Genomic DNA, 17,651 nt, shown 5'->3' with positions numbered 1-17,651 from the left:
ACGCTCAACACCAATGTTGCTTCGCTCGACACCAAGGTGGGCAGCATCGACACCCGCGTGACCACGCTGGAAGGCGGCTGGAACATACAGGCCAACGGCGGTGCGACGGACGCCATCAAGGCCGGTGACACGCTCAACATCGCCGACGGCACCAATACCACTGTTGACTACAACGCCGCCACCAACGAGTTGAAGGTCAGCGTCGTCGATGCCCCGACCTTCGCCGGCAAGGTCACGGCCAACGGCTTTGACGCCAACAGCCAAAAGATCACCAACGTCGCCGACGGCACGGCCGACGGGGACGCGGTCAACTTCGCGCAACTGACTTCGGTCGACAACAAGATCACCAACCTGCAAGGCGGCTGGACGGTCTCGGCGGACGGCAAGACGCAGGCGATCAAGGCAGGCGACACGCTGAGCTTTGTCGACGGCACCAACACCTCGGTGACGTTCGACGACAGCACCAACGAACTGAAGGTCAACGTCGTCGACGCTCCGACCTTTGCCGGTAAGGTCACCGCCAACGGCTTTGACGCCAGTGGTCAGAAGATCACCAACGTCGCCGACGGCACGGCCGCGACCGACGCGGTCAACTACGGCCAACTGACTTCGGTCGACAACAAGGTCAGCACGCTCGACGGCAAGGTGAGCAACCTCGACACTCGCGTGTCGGGTGTTGAAACCGGCGTGAGCACGCTCAACACCAACGTCGCGTCGCTGGATGGTCGTGTATCCGGGGTGGAAGAAACCGTCGGCTCGCTCGACACTCGTGTGTCGGGCGTTGAAACCGGCGTGAGCACGCTCAACACCAACGTCGCGTCGCTGGATGGTCGCGTGTCCGGGGTGGAAGAAACTGTCGGCTCGCTCGATACGCGTGTGTCGGGCGTTGAAACCGGCGTGAGCACGCTCAACACCAATGTTGCTTCGCTCGACACCAAGGTGGGCAGCATCGACACCCGCGTGACCACGCTGGAAGGCGGCTGGAACATACAGGCCAACGGCGGTGCGACGGACGCCATCAAGGCCGGCGATACGCTCAACATCGCCGACGGCACCAATACCACTGTTGACTACAACGCCGCCACCAACGAGTTGAAGGTCAGCGTCGTCGATGCCCCGACCTTCGCCGGCAAGGTCACGGCCAACGGCTTTGACGCCAGTGGTCAGAAGATCGAGAACGTGAAGGCCGGTACGCCCGACGGGGACGCGGTCAACTTCGCGCAACTGACTTCGGTCGACAACAAGGTGAGCACGCTCGACGGCAAGGTGAGCAACCTCGACACGCGCGTGTCGGGTGTTGAAACCGGCGTCAGCACGCTGAACACCCAGGTTGGTTCGCTGGATGGTCGTGTATCCGGGGTGGAAGAAACCGTCGGCTCGCTCGACACGCGTGTGTCTGGCGTTGAAACCGGCGTGAGCACGCTCAACACCAACGTCGCTTCGCTGGATGGTCGCGTGTCCGGGGTGGAAGAAACCGTCGGCTCGCTCGACACTCGCGTGTCTGGCGTTGAAACCGGCGTGAGCACGCTCAACACCAATGTTGCTTCGCTCGACACCAAGGTGGGCAGCATCGACACCCGCGTGACCACGCTGGAAGGCGGCTGGAACATACAGGCCAACGGCGGTGCGACGGACGCCATCAAGGCGGGCGATACGCTGAACATTGCCGACGGCACCAATACCACCGTCACCTACGACGCTGATAGCAACGAGTTGAAGGTCAACGTCGTCGACGCTCCGACCTTCGCCGGCAAGGTCACGGCCAACGGCTTTGACGCCAGCGGTCAGAAGATCGAGAACGTGAAGGCTGGTACGGTCGACGGGGACGCGGTCAACTTCGCGCAACTGACTTCGGTCGACAGCAAAGTGAGCATCATCGACGGTCGCGTGTCGAATATCGAAGACGGTATCGCCGATCTGGCGGGCGGCTGGAACATACAGGCCAACGGCGGCGCGAAGGACGCCATCAAGGCGGGCGACACGCTGAACATTGCCGACGGCACCAACACCACCGTTGACTACAACGCCGCCACCAACGAGCTGAAGGTCAACGTCGTCGACGCGCCGACCTTTGCCGGCAAGGTGACGGCCGACGGCTTTGATGCGAGCAGCAAGAAGATCGAGAACGTGGCAGCCGGTACGGCCGACATGGACGCGGTCAACTTCGCGCAACTGACTTCGGTTGACAACAAGGTCAGCACGCTCGACGGCAAGGTGAGCAACCTCGACACTCGCGTGTCGGGTGTTGAAACCGGCGTGAGCACGCTCAACACCAACGTCGCGTCGCTAGATGGTCGTGTGTCCGGGGTGGAAGAAACCGTCGGCTCGCTCGACACGCGTGTGTCGGGCGTTGAAACCGGCGTGAGCACGCTCAACACCAATGTTGCTTCGCTCGACACCAAGGTGGGCAGCATCGACACCCGCGTGACCACGCTGGAAGGCGGTTGGAACATACAGGCCAACGGCGGCACGAAGGACGCGATCAAGGCGGGTGATACGCTCAACATCGCCAACGGCACCAATACCACCGTCACCTACGACGCTGATAGCAACGAGTTGAAGGTCAACGTCGTCGACGCTCCGACCTTTGCCGGTAAGGTGACGGCCAACGGCTTTGATGCGAACAGCAACAAGATCGAGAACGTGAAGGCCGGTACGGCCGACGGGGACGCGGTCAACTTTGCGCAACTGACGGAGGTCGACAACAAGGTCAGCACGCTGGACGGCAAGGTCTTCACCATCGACGGCCGCGTATCGCACGTGGAGAACACCATCACCACGATCAACTCGCAATTGACGCGGATCGCGGGTGACATCACCAACATCGACAATCGCGTGTCGAACGTCGAGGGCGACATCACCACCCTGAAGGGCGGTTGGAGCCTGTCCGCCAATGGCGGCACTCCGGATGCCATCAAGGCGGGTGAGGTGCTCAACGTCAAGAACGGTACCAATACCGCCGTCACTTACGATGCCGCTACCAACGACTTGCAGATCAACGTGGTCGATGCGCCGACATTCGCCGGCAAGGTGACGGCCAATGGCTTTGACGCGAACAACAACAGGATCGAGAACGTGGCTGCCGGTACGGCCGACACGGATGCGGTCAACTTCGCGCAACTGACTGCGGTCGACAACAAGGTCAGCAGCATCGACAACCGTGTGTCGATCATCGAGGGCGACATCACTTCGATCAACTCGCAACTGACGCAGATCGCTGGCGACATCACCAACATCGACGATCGTGTGTCGAACGTGGAAGGCAGCATCACCACGATCAACTCGCAACTGACGCAGATCGCGGGTGACATCACCAACATCGACAAGCGCGTGTCGATCGTCGAGGGCGACGTCACCAGCCTGAGCAGTCTGGTGACGAGCATCACGAACAGCACGACCAACATCGGCGAGACGGTCCGTTACTTCAAGGCCGATGGCCTGCAGGATGGCTCTGACGATGCTCAGGTGCTGCATGCTGGCAGCGTGGCGTTGGGCGCCGGTTCGGTGACCGACCGTATCAACAGCGTGTCGGTCGGTTCGGCGGGCAAGGAACGTCAGATCACCAACGTGGCAGCGGGTACGCAGGACACCGATGCGGTCAACCTGAGTCAGCTCAAGGAGGTCGAAGCCAAGATCGGCACCGGCGGTACGGGTTCCGACCCGAACGCGGTCAAGTACACCGATTCGGGCAAGGGCACGGTCGCGCTGGAAGGCGCGGGCGGTTCGAAGATCACCAACCTGGCGAAGGGCGACGTGTCCGCAGGCAGCACCGATGCGGTCAATGGCAGCCAACTGTACGAGACCAACCAGGCGGTATCGTCGTTGAGCAACACGGTCAGCAATATCGACGCACGTGTGACCAACATCGACGCTCGCGTGACCAACATCGAAGAGTCGATCGGCGACATCCGCAACGAGCTGGGCAACAGCATTGCCAAGCAAGACGATGCGACGCGCACGATCACCATCGGTGGGGCGACCGACGGCACGGTGGTGGATATGTCGGGTACGCAGGGCAACCGCACCATTACGGGTGTGGCGGCCGGCGTGGCGGACAACGACGCTGTCAATGTCGGTCAGCTCAATGCCATCAACGAGGGCGGCACGAAGTACTTCAAGGCCAATTCGACCCTCGACGCGGCCCAGGCCACGGGCGCGGAAGCGGTAGCGATCGGCGGCAACGCCAACGCGACGGCTGAGAACAGCGTGGCATTGGGTGCCAATTCGGTGGCGGATCGTGGCAACAGCGTGTCGGTGGGTTCGGCGGGTAACGAGCGCCAGATCACCAACGTCGCTGACGGCACGGCCGATACCGATGCGACGAACGTCCGGCAGATGAACGCCGCAATCGCCAACGCGACCGCGGGTATCGACGACCGCTTCAACAACGTGAATTCGCAGATCAACGAACTCGACAAGAGCACGCGTCGGGGTATCGCGGCTGCGGCAGCGTTGCAGATGGTGGCGCCGTACTTGCCGGGCCGTACCACGGTCAACGCCGGCGTGGCGAACTACCGCGGCCAGAATGCGATTGGCGTGGGCGTTTCGCGTTGGAACGACAAGGGGACGGTGAACTTCAATGCCGGCGTTTCGACGTCGAGCGGCGGTAAGGACACCATCATCCGTGCCGGTGTCGGCATGGTGATCGGCGACTAATCAGCAGAGGAGGGAGTTTGGGCCACCGACGGGGTCATACCCGGCGGTGGCCCATCTCGTATATGGAATGACGTTTGTATATAAATCGATTTGCCTGATGGTGTTGGCGGCGCTCGCTTCGGGCTGTGCCAATCACGAAGCGCGCGACAAGCTCGGCATTGCCGACCCGAGCGCGCGCGAGTCGGGCTGGGCGACGCCGCAGACGGCCGAGGCGGGCGCGCTGGATCGCAAGAAGATGCTCGCCACGAACCGCGAACAGGGTGCCGCGCAGGACCCTGGCGTGGCGCGCGAGGCTCTTACGGCCGACACGTGGATGCAGCAGCACGGGCCGTACATGAAGAATCGTTCGGCCGGCCTCGATGGCTTGCAGCAACGGATGAAGCCCTTGGCCGCGCGCAACGATTATTACTCGGCCAAGGCGCAATGCTGGATCGACGCCGGGCGCGAGGAGCAGGCCGCGCGCAATGGCTGGGGTTTTGTGGAAGAAGCCATGAGCCGCGCCGACACGCTGATCACCGGCATGGAACTGAACGCCAGATCGCTGCCGGCCGGGAACCCTGCGATGCGTACGAGCACGACGGTGCGCCCCGATCTGTGGCGCCGCATCAATGGTTTCAAGATCGACCCGCGCATGCCGTACTGCCCGCCAGCGCAGAAACGGGTGGCGTGCCAGGAGGTGCGATTGATGCACGCCGGCCATGACGCATGGGCGCGCAATTACGACGCGGCGCAGAAGAAAGCCGAGGCGGTCGAGGCGCAACTCGTGCTTGGCGGCAAGGAGCTGGAAAACTGTAGCGTGCCGCAGGCGACCAAGCCCGCGCCGCCCCCGCCGCCGATGGTCGTGCTGCCGCCGGTGATCAACCTCGATGCCGACGCTCTGTTCGCGTTCGACCGCAGCGACCGCAAGGGGATGATGCCCGAGGGCGCGAAGAGGCTGGATCATCTGGCTGCCGCGTTGAAGCAGGTGAACGCGGTCAAGTCGGTGACGATCGTGGGCCACACGGATCGCTTTGGCGATGCGCGCTACAACGAGCAGCTTTCGCTCAAGCGTGCGCAGACGGTGATGGCGTACCTGCGCGCCAATGGCGTGACGGTGCCGATGACGGCGAGCGGGAAGGGGAGCGCGGCTCCGGTGGTGTCGTGCCCGGGCCCGCAGACCAACGCGACCATCAAGTGCCTGCAACCGAACCGGCGCGTGGAAATCCGCGTGGCGCAGTAAGGCCGCGCCAGTCGGTTCCGGATACGGCGCGAAGCGGATGCCCGCGCACGCGTCGTACCCGCCATGTGCCGCCGCGCCACGCGGCGGCGCATGCATCGCAGGCAAGGCCAGATTCATCGATCCGCGCCAGGCGACTACCGGCGATTTGCCGGTCGGCGGCGCGCTCGGTCTGAAGTGGAGGGAGTATGTCTGCCCTGAGTGTGACTTTCTTCTGTGACTATCCGATTTACGGTCTGGCGCTGCTGAATGTTCTGGACCGCGACAACCGGTTCCGGGTCGTGTCGAGTCTCGATCTGTTGAGCTGGGATCGACAGCATTGCGACCTGCGCTCCGATCTGGCGGTGATCAGCATCTACAAGGCGTCTTTTCCTGCCTACCTGGCGGCGTCGAAGATCATTGCCAGCGGCAGTTTCAGGCAGGTGGTCGCATTGACGCCTGTCGTCCAGTCTCCGCTGGCAGCGGCGCTGCGCTGCGAGGGTGCCAGTGCGGTGGTGTCGAACGCGCCCGACGAGCACCCCCAATTGCACGATCTGTTGATCGCCGTTTCGCGCGGGTTCGTGTGTACGCCGTCGGTCGATGAATGGCATTTTTCGCGCCTGACGCGACGCGAATGCGCGGTGCTGGTGGGGTTGCTCGATGGCCTGGGCGTCAAGGAACTGGCGCTGTTGCTGAAGCTGAGCCCGAAGACCGTGTCGTTATACAAATCGACCGCGCTCGAAAAGACGCGCGGCGATCCGTCTCTGGCTGCGCTGCTGCGCAACGAGCGCGAGTAATTGCAGACCGACCGGGCGTGTGTTTTTCGTGGCCCGCTGCGATGTCGCCGGCATCGATCGGGCCAGTCCGCATACGTATGACGGGCTGGCGAAAGCGACCGCGCAGCGTGAGTCTGGCAGTTCTTTAAATAGTATTTCCGGGGCGGCGAATTGAGACTGATCCGATGGTGCGAGGGGGTTCGGAATGTCATGCTTTCGTCCGTCGGATTCGGAAGTCACTTCACGTTATTCCCCGGTTGTTTTCGACGCGCGCATCTCCAGGTGCGCCGCGAATCCTCGCTGAAACCCCTGCATCAATCATTTCGGAGCGTTGAATGTTTACGCGTCATATTCATTTCGCAAGAGCGGCCGTGTTCGCCTTGTTGTTTGCGCTGTGCGGCAGCGCGTGGGCACAGGCCGCCAATGACGGCGCGTGCGAGAGCGCGATGGTCGGCAATTGGTCGGCCTCTGACGTTGCTACCGGCCTGCAGTTTTCCATCAATCAAAAGACGAACGGCGAGTTCGAGCTGCACGGAACGATGCCGGGCGTTCCGCCCTTTGTCAGCGTGGGCCGCTGGGGATGCTCGAACGGGCTGCTGGCCCAGTGGACGCTGACCGTCAATGGCCGGGCCGTCGATAGCACCAAGGATTTCACCAGCGATGTGTACGAGGTGAAACCCACGAGTGCCCAGGAGTGGGTGTTCAAGGAAGTCCGCACCGGGCACGTGCTGGTTTTCCGTCGCCTGCCGGCGGCCGGTTCGTAAATCCGGCACCTCGCCGGAATGCATTGAATAGCTGAGATTGAAGACTGGTTCGTCCCATGAGTGAGTTGGCCATTTCCGAAAAACCCCTGAGCGATCCCCTCGTCGAGAAATTCGTTGCGACGACACAGTCGTGCATCAATGTGCTGTTCGAACGACCGGACGCGCTCAACCAGTGGCTGTTGTTCGATGAGTTGCTGACGCGGTTCGACAGCCTTGCCGAAAATGAGGCGCTGCCGCTGGTGGCGCAGATCATCGATCAGGCCGGCGCGCCGCACATCGCCCGCATGCTGGCACGGCGCGCCACCGAACGCTTTGGCGACAGCGCGTTCGCCTGGTACCTGTATGGCCGCAGCCTGCTGCTGATCAGCACCAACGCGAAAGAGGCCGGCCCGTTGCTGGAACGCGCCTGGGCGCTGGACCCGAATGCCGATCCGTTGCTCCCGCTGTGCCGCGCGGCGGCTTTCATTGCCGGCAAGCGCTATGTCGAAGCAGAGCAGGCTTGCCGCTACATGCTCAAGCGCCAGCCGGGCAGCGCCGACGCGTTTTCGAACCTGGGCGTGGCGCTGCGCATGCAGTACCGCTCGGCCGAGGCGGTGAAGGCGTGCGAGGCGGCATTGCGGCTCGACCCCGAACACCCGCACGCGCATGTGAACCTGGCGCTGGCGTTAATCGACGATTGGCGTTTCGACGACGCGCTGGTGTTCTTGCGGCGCATGGTCGAAAAACACCCCGAAGACGATCGCCTGCGCCTGCCGCTGGGCGAACTCGAATTGCGCCTGGGCCAGTGGCAGACCGGCTGGGCGAACATGCACGCGCGGTTTTCGCTGACCGGCCTGCGCGAGCAACTCTATGCGCGCGAACATGATTGCGGCGTGCCGCAGTGGCGCGGCGAATCGCTCGAAGGGCGCACGCTGGGCGTGTGGCTGGAGCAGGGCTACGGCGATGCCATCTGGCTGATCCGCTTTTTGCCGATGATCGCCGAACGCGTGCGGGCCGAGGGCGGCAAGCTGGTGTTCGGTTGCTTCGGGCCGGTGGCGGATCTGTTCCGCCCGCTGATTCCCCATGACGTCATGCTGAACGTGGATTTTCTCGCGCCGACGAGTTACCACATTCCGTTGATGAGCTGCGGCGCGCTGTTCGGTTTTGCCAGCGATTCGCTGCCGGGCACGCCTTACCTGAACGCCGGCCCGAACCGCATAGGGCGTTGGCGCAAGAAGCTCGGCGTGGGCGACGGCAAGATGCACGTGGCGCTGGCGTGGACCGGCAACCCGGTGCAGCCGCGCAACGACGCGCGCTCGTTGCCCGTGCTGCAGCTCGAAAAACTCCTGGCCATGGACAACGTGGTGTTCCACTCGGTGAACCCGAATTGCAGCGAGGTGGCCACGACACTGCGCCAGAAGGGTTTGAACGTAATCGATTGGGGCCCGGAGCTGAAGAACTTTATCAGCACGGCCGCGCTGTTGCAGGCGGTGGATTGTGTTGTGACGACCTGCACGTCGACGGCGCATCTGGCGGGCGCCGTGGGCGCGCCGACGGTGCTGATGCTCGACCGCGTGGGCTCGTTCATCTGGGGACGGGAGCAGGAATCCTCACCCTGGTACGACTCCATCCGCATCATCCGCCAGAAGCATTTCGGCGACTGGAGCGACGTGGTCGACGCCACGCGCGCGGCGCTGGCGGCACGACTGGGCACACCCGAAGAGGCCGCACCCGCCGCCAAGGGGGCGAAAAAGACCAAAGCGCGCCGGACGACGACAACGAGCAAGGCGACCGGAAGCAAGCGCAAATCCACCCCGCGCACCAAGGAAGCGCCTCCGGCCGAGTGAGCAGCACGGCGGGTCGCTGCGTGTGCGGCGATCCGCTGATCCGAACACAGCAACAGGAGCACGTGATGCCTGAAGACGACGCAATCTGGTCCGCCATGGCGGATTCACCGATAGCCCTCGATGCCGCGCTTCAGCGCATTTTTGAGTGGGACTGCGAGGATACCGAGGCGACGAGCGGCTACTGGTGCGCCGTGGCGCGCTTGCTGCGCGCAGCGCCGCACATGCAGGCGCGCATCCTGGAGCTGGAATCGGCGCTCGCGCGGCAAGACACAGCGGCAGCACCGGAACCGGTCGTCGACGTGGCGGCTACGCGGGGAGCAGAGCACATCGATTCGAGAAGTCCAACGCGTATCGGTCGCATCCGGTGGATGCACCGATCAAGAAACACATAATGAATATTCTGGAAGAAATCATCGAATGGGCCGGGCAAGCGGCCGCAGGTATGGCCTCGCACTGGAGCCTGACCCGGTCGTCCGTGGATCGCGACATGAAGGTGTCATTCGCCGTGCTGCTCGTCGCGATGGGCGACCGCAAGCACGACAGCGCCTTGCCGGGCGCGCTGGCCCGGGTGCTGCAGGAACTCAATGGCCTGGGTGGCATCGACCGTGTTCTGAGCGATTCGCCCTTGGCAACGTCCCGCGAGAATCTGCCGCTGGCGGCGGTGGTCGACGGCGTGCTGGCCCAGTTGTTCGGAGGCCGCATCGATTACGTCGAATCGACGCTGAGTACGAACGGTGCCGCCGGTGTCGCTGAGAGTTCGCGCATGCTTCGTCAATGCGTTCTGCTGATGGCGGTGTTTCTCGCGCAGCACATCGGTGCGCGGGGCGGCTGCCTGGGCGACATGATCAACCGTGTCAGCCAGGACTACGATGCGCTCGTCGCTTGCCTGCCCGCGCGATTGGCTGCGTGGTACGGCGCCTCGCCCGAGGCCGCGCCCCGTCCGCCGATGCCGCCCGTGCCGCAGGTGCCGTCGCGCTCCGTATGGCCGTGGATATTGCTTCTCGTGTTGATCGGCTTTGCCGCGCTCGCAGTGTGGCGGACGGGTGCTGGCGAGCATGCGCCGGCTTTTCAGAACCTGGGCCGGACGTCGTCGGTGCAGACGACGGAGGATCAATCGACCGGCCGCCATGAAGCCTACGATCCCGCGTTGGGCTTCTTCGGCGACCTCATATTGCCGGACGAAACAGAGTTGTTCGTGCCGCGCCTCGGCGTCGAGAACAAGCTGATCGCATTTGTCGAAGACGGCTCGAAGGCGGTCGACGAAAACCTGTGGTTCAACCTCGATCGCCTTACTTTCGAGCCGGGCTCCAATGAACTGGCCCCGGCGTCCGACGAACAATTGCGGAATATTGCCTCGATCATGGGCGCCTTCCCCGCGCTGCGCATCAGGGTGGGGGGCTATACCGACAATTCCGTCACGCCGGAGAGCGCGCGGGCCTTGTCCGGCGAGCGCGCCCAGAAGGTGGTGGATGCCCTCGTCGCACTCGGCGTGGAGTCCGACCGATTGCAGGCAACAGGCTACGGGCAGGAACGCCCCGTCGCCAGTAACGACACGCCCGAAGGACGCGTTCGCAACTGGCGTGTCGATATCAACGTGCTCGCCAAGTAGCGGCCCAGCCCGCATCCGCGCCATCAACCGAAGGCCCGACGATCGTCCCTGCGCAGGGCGGTCGCCGGGCTTTTTGTCGTGCGTCGGACGGCGCGCGTCGTGGTTCCGCGACACCGCGATACGCGGTTTTCGTGGGCGTCCGCGAGGCCGGCCGGTTTCATCCGGCTGAGCCCGGCGTCCTTGCTATGCGCCGCAAAATATCCTTGACTCTGACTGAGCGGGATACATGACGATCGAGCAGGCCAGGCAGGAGACCGGCGCCCAATATGACCGACGCAAATCAGGCCAGACTGTCGTTGGGGGCACTGACAGCCCTTGCTATCGGGTCCATGGTCGGATCTGGAATATTCGTGCTGCCCTCGGCGTTCGGGCGCGCCACGGGGGCGGCAGGCGCGATGATCGCCTGGACGATCGCCGCTGCCGGCATGCTGAGCCTGGCGTTCGTGTTCCAGATCCTGTCGCGCCGCCGTCCCGATCTGGACAGTGGCATTTATGCCTATGCCAAGGCCGGTTTTGGCAACTACATGGGCTTTGTCGCCGCTGTGGGCTACTGGATCGGCTGCTGCCTTGCCGATACCGCTTGCCTGGTGTTGATCAAGGCCACGCTCGGGCTGTTCTTTCCGGTCTTTGGTGACGGCACCACGGTGGTGGCCATTGTGTCCGCGTCATTGCTGCTGTGGGGCGTGCACCTTTTGGTGGCGCGCGGTATCAAGGAGGCGGCGGCGGTCAATACCATCGGGACGGTTGCGAAGCTGGTGCCGATCGCCATCTTCATTGCCGTTGCCATTGCCGGTTTTCGACCGGAGATTTTTGCGGCCAATTTCTGGGGCGATGAAACCGCAAGTCTGTCCAGCGTGGCCAGTCAGACGCGGAACACCATGCTGGTGACGGTGTTCGTGTTTGTCGGCATTGAAGGGGCCAGCGTGTATTCGCGCTATGCCGCGCGGCGCAAGGACGTGGGGCTGGCCACCGTGCTGGGCTTTCTGACCGTGCTGTCGCTGCTGGTCGCCACTACGATGCTCTCTTACGGCGTGCTGCTGCGCCCGGACCTGGCGGAGCTTCCCACGCCGGCCATGGCGGGTGTCATGGCGGCGCTCGTCGGTCCGTGGGGCAGGGTTTTCGTCAGCATCGGCATGCTGATATCGATTTTGGGCAACTATCTGTCGTGGTCGCTGCTTGCGGCCGAGGTGCTTCATTCGGCGGCGCTGAACGGCACGATGCCGTCGTTCCTGGCCCGCGAGAACGCCCACGGCGTTCCGATTTCGGCGCTGTGGCTGACGAACATCGTGATCCAGGTGTTCCTCATCGTGACCTGGTTCGCCGAACAGGCTTTCACGCTGGCACTGAAGATGACGAGCGCCATGACGCTCGTGCCCTATCTGCTGGTGGCCGCCTACGGGTTGAAGCTGGCCTGGACGGGGGAGACCTACCTGCCGGGCGATCGCCGCGTGCGCCAGGGTATCTACGGCGGCATCGCCACGGTCTATACGGCCGGGATGATCTATGCGGGCGGGCTGAAGTTTCTTCTGCTGTCTACACTGCTTTATGCACCGGGAACGCTGCTTTACCTGTACGCCATGAAAGACCGGGAAGGGCCCGTGTTTTCGCCGACGGAGCGCATCGCCTTTGTGTTCATCGTCGTTGTCGCGCTGGCCGCGCTGTACGCGCTGGCGACCGGCGCGATTGTCGTGTAGCGGCAGTCCGGAGCTGTTTGCGGGCGGGGAGGGCACAGCTTCGCGGGGCTTGTGCCGAGGGTGGATCACCTGGGGGGATGCGCCATGAAATATGTTCGCTGGTGTGCGCTGGTCGTTCTGCTGCCTGTCGCGTCGCCCTCATTCGCGCAGAGCTCGGTCTCCCTTTACGGCGTGGCCGACGTGAGCGTGCGCTACACGACCAATGCCAACGCCGACAATGACCACTTGCTTGAACTGACCAACGGTGCGACCACGGCGAGCCGTTGGGGCCTGCGTGGCAGCGAAGATCTATCGAGCCAGCTCAGAGCGATATTCGTGCTTGAAAGCGGCATCAACCTCGACGACGGCACCGTCACGCAGAGCGGCACGATGTTCGGTCGCCAGGCCTATGTGGGCATGCAGGGAAACTGGGGAACCATTGCGCTGGGTCGCCAGAATACCGTCGGCTGGACGTTCTCCGGTGATTTCGATCCCTTGTTCGTCGGAAATTATCAGGCGAATTCCTGGCCATATTCGTTGGACCGCGTGCGGGCCAATAATGTGACGAGTTATTCCGCCAGATTCGGCGGGCTCAATTTCGGCGCCGGCTATGGTTTCGGCGAAGGGCCGGGAAACCCGCCGGACAACAGTTACTGGGGTTTGCAGAGCAGTTATTCCTGGGCGCATTTCGGTATCGGCGCGGTGTACCAGGAGGTCTGGGCGCAGTCGAACTATAAGCAGCGGATGTGGAGCGTTGCAGGTCGATATCAATTCGCCAGTGTCGGGCTGTACCTGGCCTATATCGGCGGCCGCGACCGTTCCGGTGCCATCGACAATGATTTCATGAACGATCCGTCGCGGGACATTTTCGTGACCCCCGAGGCCGCAGCGAACGCGCCACGGACGGACGCCATTCTCGCCACCGGCGTGCGCTGGCAGGCCGCACCGGCCGTCGTCATGGCCGTGGCTTTTTATTACGACGACATCGGGAACAAGAACGGTATTTCTGGAAACGGCGGTAAACGCTATACCGGCGTATTGCTGTCGGAGTATTCGTTTTCTCCGAGGACGCAGGTCTATGGCACGCTCGACTATAACCGCGTGACCGGCGGTGCTTATACCGAGTTGCCCGGCAAGAGCAATCAACTTGGCGTTGCGGCCGGCTTGCGTTTGCGCTTCTAGAAACCGGGGATCGAATAAAGGCTCATTTAATCGGTAACGCCCGATGACTCCGGGCAAATGTTATTTGCCGATCGCAATGCAAATGTCACATCGGCTCGCGATCGGGTAGTTGACTTGAATTGGCGATGGACTATACCTCACTGCACACAGCGTTTCTCTGTATGCGGGCGTCGAGTCCGTGTGCGGTTGCCTGGAAAGGCAAGCATCGACTGCATTGATCTAACGCGGCCCGGCGGTCGCGGCACACCAAATCCTTTCGAAGAGATATTCGGAGATCAGCGGGGGAAATTGTGGCCAATGACACGCAGAAGATGAGTCGCCTCCAACTCACCGCAATGGTGGTGGGGGGCATGGTCGGGGCGGGGATTTTCTCGCTGCCGCAAACCTTCGCCAATGCGACGGGGCCGATTGGCGCAGCCATCGCGTGGCTTGTCGCAGGCGTGGGCATGTACACCCTGGCTCGTGTGTTCCAGGCGCTGGCCGAGCGAAAGCCAAAACTCGACGCCGGTGTTTTCGTATATGCCAAGGAAGGATTCGGCGATTATCCGGGGTTTTTATCCGCTTTTGGATACTGGATCGGTAGTTGCATCGGGAACGTTTCGTATTGGGTATTGATCAAGTCGACCCTTGGCGCGTTCTTTCCCATTTTTGGTGACGGAAATACGCTGCCGGCGATTCTGGTTGCGTCGGTGGGGATCTGGCTTTTCCATTTTCTGATTCTTCGAGGCGTCAAGCAGGCGGCATTCATCAATACGGTCGTGACGTTTGCAAAGGTCATTCCGATCATTGCGTTCGTCATCATGTTGTTCTTTGTATTCAAGATCGACACATTCCGCTTGAATATCAGTTCCGCCGCAGAGAGCGGCGGGCTGATACAGCAGATTCGGGCAACCATGCTCGTGACCGTTTTCGTTTTTATCGGTATTGAAGGCGCGAGCGTGTATTCCCGTTATGCGAAGGAACGCGCCGACGTCGGTTACGCAACGATTCTGGGCTTTTGCAGTGTGACGGCCCTGATGGTGCTCGTTTCGATGCTGCCGTTTGCGGTGCTGCCGCGAGAAGAAATCGCCGCCATGCGCCAGCCGTCGATGGCGGCGGTGCTCGAGAGCGTGGTGGGTCCGTGGGGCGCGGTCTTCGTGAGTCTGGGGCTGATCGTGTCGGTCCTGGGGGCGTACCTGGCGTGGTCGCTCATCTGCGCGGAAGTGATGTTCGCGGCCGCCCGCAACCAGGACATGCCGTCGGTGTTCGCCCGCGAGAATGCCAACCAGGTTCCGGCCAACGCGCTTTGGATCACGAATATCGTTGTGCAGATTCTGGTCGCGAGCACGTATTTTTCGCGCGACGCTTTTGCCTTGATGCTCAATCTGACGAGTTCGATGTCGCTGATTCCGTATTTGTTCGTGGCCGCCTACGGGTGGCTGGTTTCAAGGCGTGGCGAGAGTTACGAGATCCGCCCAGAAGAACGGAGCAGGGATATTACGTTTGCATCCATCGCGGTGATATACACGGTATTCATGATTATTGCCGGCGGACTCAGATATCTGCTGCTGTCGGCGATTCTGTACGCTCCTGGCACGGTGCTTTATGTGATGGCCAGGAGGGAGCAGGGCCTCACGGTATTTTCGGGCATCCGTGACTGGACCCTTTTCTTGGTGGCAGTGGCAGGGGCGGTCGTTGGCGTCGCTGCGCTGGCAGGAGGGCTTATTGCGCTCTAGTTGAAACTCACGGAGAACGAAATGTCGGATTCAAATGCTGTCGATGCACAAGCCGGCTCCCAGTTCGGCGTCTATTCGGAAGTAGGGCAGTTGCGCAAGGTGATGGTATGCGCCCCCGGAATGGCGCATTCCCGCCTGACGCCCAGCAATTGCGATGAGCTGTTGTTCGACGATGTGTTGTGGGTCGATAACGCCAAGCGCGACCACTTTGATTTCGTCAGCAAGATGCGCGATCGCGGCGTCGAGGTGGTCGAAATGCATAACCTTCTGGCGGAAACCGTCGCCGTGCCGGAAGGGAAGAAATGGATTCTCGACAATCAGATCGTGCCCAACCAGGTCGGACTCGGCTTTATTGACGAGCTGCGAAGCTACGTGGAGGGGCTGGACAACCGCGCGCTCGCCGAAACGCTGCTCGGCGGCCTTTCGATCCATGACTTTCCAGAAGCGCACGGCGGTGCCGCGCTGAAGGTCGTCCGCGAAGCGGCGGGGGCGACCGAATATCTGCTGCCGCCCTTGCCCAACACGCTGTACACGCGTGACACGACATGCTGGATCTACGGCGGCGTGACGCTCAATCCGCTGTACTGGCCGGCGCGCCACGAGGAGACCATCCTCACGACGGCGATCTATAAATTCCATCCGGATTTTGCCGGCAAGGTGAATGTGTGGTGGGGGGACCCGACGCAGGACCACGGGCTTGCGACGCTCGAAGGCGGTGACGTGATGCCGATCGGCAACAAGACGGTATTGATCGGCATGAGCGAACGCACGTCGCGCCAGGCCATCAGCCAACTGGCCGCGACCCTGTTCGAGCGCGGCGCGGCCGAGCGCGTGATCGTGGCGGCAATGCCGAAGATTCGCGCCGCCATGCACCTCGATACGGTGTTCACCTTCGCCGATCGAGACTGCGTGCTCATCGCGCCCGATTTTCTGGCGCGCACGCGGACGTTCTCGTATCGGCCGAGCGATTCGTCCGCCAAGGTGGAGCTTCGCCAGGAGAAAAAGTCCTTCGTCGAAGTGGTCAGCGAGGCGCTTGGCATCAAGAAGATGCGCGTGGTCGAGGCGGGCGGAAGCGACTATCAACGCGAACGTACCCAGTGGGACAGCGGCGCGAACCTGGTGTGCACCTCACCCGGCGTCGTGTTTGCGTATGACCGGAATACCTATACGAATACGCTCCTGCGCAAGGCGGGGATCGAGGTGGTCACCATCGTGGGCGCAGAGTTGGGGCGGGGGCGTGGCGGCGGCCATTGCATGACCTGCCCGATCATCCGCGACGCGGTGGATTTCTAGCGCTCTCGCCACCGAGGGGTTCTGTGTGGGCACAGGGAAAGCAGGGCGGCGCTCCGTCGTTCAACGCAGTGGGGCGCTTTGCCGGCTTTCCTGATTCATCGCTTCATCGTTCGCGCCGGCTTTGGCGCGATTCCGTCGTGTCTTTCAGTGCGAGTCGGGCCGGGAGGGTGACATCGCAATGGGCGAGCTATCGCTTCGAGCTGCCTTTCGGGATCTGCGCCGGAACGGGCGCACCGCGCTGGCACGCGCGCTGTGTTTCATGACGTTCTGGATCATCCTGCTGCCCAGCGGCGAGATTGCCGACCTGGGGTGCGGACTGGTCGCCACGCTCATCGCAACGCAGTTGAGTCTTCATCTGTTGCCGCCGTCGGCTGGACGGCTGAGGCTTGGCGCGCTGCTGCTGTTTGCGCCGCATTTTCTTGCGCAATCCGTGCTGGCGGGTATCGATGTCGCCTTGCGCGCGTTTCATCCGCGCCTGCCGCTCAAGCCCGGCATGGTCGTCTGTCGCGTTGGCTTTCCGCCCGGCATTGCGCGCAATGAGTTCGCCATCATCACCGCGCTTTTGCCGGGCTCGATCCCGGTCGGCGAAACGCGCGATGCCCTGATCTTTCATTGCCTGGACGTGACGCAGCCGATTGCCGCGCAGATCGCCGACGAAGAGCGAAGACTGACCGGCGCCTTGATCGTGGGCGGCCATGATGGCTGACGTGCTGATTGGCGTTTCCGCGCTGGTACTGCTGACTGTCGCAATAGGGCTGTGGAGCGTGTTGCGGGGGCCGACGCGTGCCGATCGGATGATGGCGGTGCAACTGTTCGGCACGGGCGGCATTGCCGCGCTGCTGCTGGTGGGCACGGCGACGGGCGTGGATGCCATCGTCGATGTCGCCCTGATTCTGGCCTTGCTGTCGGCGTTTGCGTCGGTGACGTTCGTGAAGGCCAAGCAGTAGCCCGGTTCACTATCG

At 62.6% G+C, this 17,651-nt stretch carries 13 protein-coding genes; all 13 read left to right on the top strand.

Annotated elements, in window-relative coordinates; all coding sequences use genetic code 11:
• A partial coding sequence (locus tag ACDA63_RS06790; protein ID WP_373662458.1) for a YadA-like family protein occupies nucleotides 1-4,656 on the top strand: 4,656 nt, incomplete at its 5' end.
• Between the two features lie 67 nt (nucleotides 4,657-4,723).
• Nucleotides 4,724-5,875, top strand: coding sequence for an OmpA family protein (locus tag ACDA63_RS06785; RefSeq protein ID WP_373662457.1), 1,152 nt, complete (start codon nucleotides 4,724-4,726; stop codon nucleotides 5,873-5,875).
• A gap of 185 nt (nucleotides 5,876-6,060) precedes the next feature.
• Complete coding sequence (locus ACDA63_RS06780; RefSeq protein ID WP_373662456.1) at nucleotides 6,061-6,648, top strand: LuxR C-terminal-related transcriptional regulator; 588 nt, start codon at nucleotides 6,061-6,063, stop codon at nucleotides 6,646-6,648.
• Between the two features lie 314 nt (nucleotides 6,649-6,962).
• Nucleotides 6,963-7,391 carry a hypothetical protein gene (locus ACDA63_RS06775; RefSeq protein WP_373662455.1) on the top strand — a complete coding sequence of 143 codons (429 nt, stop codon included), beginning with the start codon at nucleotides 6,963-6,965 and terminating at the stop codon, nucleotides 7,389-7,391.
• Nucleotides 7,392-7,447: 56 nt separating this feature from the next.
• Nucleotides 7,448-9,217 (top strand): tetratricopeptide repeat protein, encoded by a 1,770-nt coding sequence (locus ACDA63_RS06770; RefSeq protein ID WP_373662454.1) that lies wholly within the window; start codon nucleotides 7,448-7,450, stop codon nucleotides 9,215-9,217.
• 65 nt (nucleotides 9,218-9,282) lie between these two features.
• The gene (locus ACDA63_RS06765) at nucleotides 9,283-9,609 is read left to right on the top strand and encodes a hypothetical protein (protein WP_373662453.1); all 327 of its coding nucleotides are present in this window, start codon (nucleotides 9,283-9,285) and stop codon (nucleotides 9,607-9,609) included.
• The gene (locus tag ACDA63_RS06760) at nucleotides 9,609-10,826 is read left to right on the top strand and encodes an OmpA family protein (RefSeq protein ID WP_373662452.1); all 1,218 of its coding nucleotides are present in this window, start codon (nucleotides 9,609-9,611) and stop codon (nucleotides 10,824-10,826) included. Before ACDA63_RS06765 ends, ACDA63_RS06760 begins: the two co-directional genes overlap by 1 nt.
• Nucleotides 10,827-11,092: 266 nt before the next feature.
• Nucleotides 11,093-12,520 (top strand): basic amino acid/polyamine antiporter, encoded by a 1,428-nt coding sequence (locus ACDA63_RS06755; protein WP_373662451.1) that lies wholly within the window; start codon nucleotides 11,093-11,095, stop codon nucleotides 12,518-12,520.
• Nucleotides 12,521-12,604: 84 nt separating this feature from the next.
• The gene (locus ACDA63_RS06750) at nucleotides 12,605-13,681 is read left to right on the top strand and encodes a porin (protein ID WP_373662450.1); all 1,077 of its coding nucleotides are present in this window, start codon (nucleotides 12,605-12,607) and stop codon (nucleotides 13,679-13,681) included.
• Between the two features lie 311 nt (nucleotides 13,682-13,992).
• Complete coding sequence (locus ACDA63_RS06745) at nucleotides 13,993-15,396, top strand: basic amino acid/polyamine antiporter (protein WP_373662449.1); 1,404 nt, start codon at nucleotides 13,993-13,995, stop codon at nucleotides 15,394-15,396.
• Nucleotides 15,397-15,417: 21 nt separating this feature from the next.
• Complete coding sequence (gene arcA / locus ACDA63_RS06740; RefSeq protein WP_373662448.1) at nucleotides 15,418-16,689, top strand: arginine deiminase; 1,272 nt, start codon at nucleotides 15,418-15,420, stop codon at nucleotides 16,687-16,689.
• Between the two features lie 259 nt (nucleotides 16,690-16,948).
• Entirely contained in the window at nucleotides 16,949-17,395 is a 447-nt protein-coding gene (locus tag ACDA63_RS06735) for a Na+/H+ antiporter subunit E (RefSeq protein WP_373662447.1), read from the top strand.
• Nucleotides 17,385-17,636 (top strand): monovalent cation/H+ antiporter complex subunit F, encoded by a 252-nt coding sequence (locus ACDA63_RS06730; protein ID WP_373662446.1) that lies wholly within the window; start codon nucleotides 17,385-17,387, stop codon nucleotides 17,634-17,636. Before ACDA63_RS06735 ends, ACDA63_RS06730 begins: the two co-directional genes overlap by 11 nt.
• Nucleotides 17,637-17,651 lie beyond the last annotated feature (15 nt).

The sequence above is a fragment of the Uliginosibacterium sp. sgz301328 genome (genome assembly GCF_041807905.1).
In the GTDB taxonomy this organism is placed as follows: Bacteria; Pseudomonadota; Gammaproteobacteria; order Burkholderiales; family Rhodocyclaceae; genus JBGVSA01.
The sequence above is the reverse complement of the archived record's forward strand: the minus strand, read 5'-3'. Positions and strand labels throughout refer to the sequence as shown.

Bases quoted from the DNA above. Each gene is read 5' to 3' on its own strand.
- ACDA63_RS06785 (WP_373662457.1), top strand. From the start codon at position 4,724: ATGACGTTTGTATATAAATCGATTTGCCTGATGGTGTTGGCGGCGCTC.
- ACDA63_RS06780 (WP_373662456.1), top strand. From the start codon at position 6,061: ATGTCTGCCCTGAGTGTGACTTTCTTCTGTGACTATCCGATTTACGGT.
- ACDA63_RS06775 (WP_373662455.1), top strand. From the start codon at position 6,963: ATGTTTACGCGTCATATTCATTTCGCAAGAGCGGCCGTGTTCGCCTTG.
- ACDA63_RS06770 (WP_373662454.1), top strand. From the start codon at position 7,448: ATGAGTGAGTTGGCCATTTCCGAAAAACCCCTGAGCGATCCCCTCGTC.
- ACDA63_RS06765 (WP_373662453.1), top strand. From the start codon at position 9,283: ATGCCTGAAGACGACGCAATCTGGTCCGCCATGGCGGATTCACCGATA.
- ACDA63_RS06760 (WP_373662452.1), top strand. From the start codon at position 9,609: ATGAATATTCTGGAAGAAATCATCGAATGGGCCGGGCAAGCGGCCGCA.
- ACDA63_RS06755 (WP_373662451.1), top strand. From the start codon at position 11,093: ATGACCGACGCAAATCAGGCCAGACTGTCGTTGGGGGCACTGACAGCC.
- ACDA63_RS06750 (WP_373662450.1), top strand. From the start codon at position 12,605: ATGAAATATGTTCGCTGGTGTGCGCTGGTCGTTCTGCTGCCTGTCGCG.
- ACDA63_RS06745 (WP_373662449.1), top strand. From the start codon at position 13,993: ATGAGTCGCCTCCAACTCACCGCAATGGTGGTGGGGGGCATGGTCGGG.
- arcA (WP_373662448.1), top strand. From the start codon at position 15,418: ATGTCGGATTCAAATGCTGTCGATGCACAAGCCGGCTCCCAGTTCGGC.
- ACDA63_RS06735 (WP_373662447.1), top strand. From the start codon at position 16,949: ATGACGTTCTGGATCATCCTGCTGCCCAGCGGCGAGATTGCCGACCTG.
- ACDA63_RS06730 (WP_373662446.1), top strand. From the start codon at position 17,385: ATGATGGCTGACGTGCTGATTGGCGTTTCCGCGCTGGTACTGCTGACT.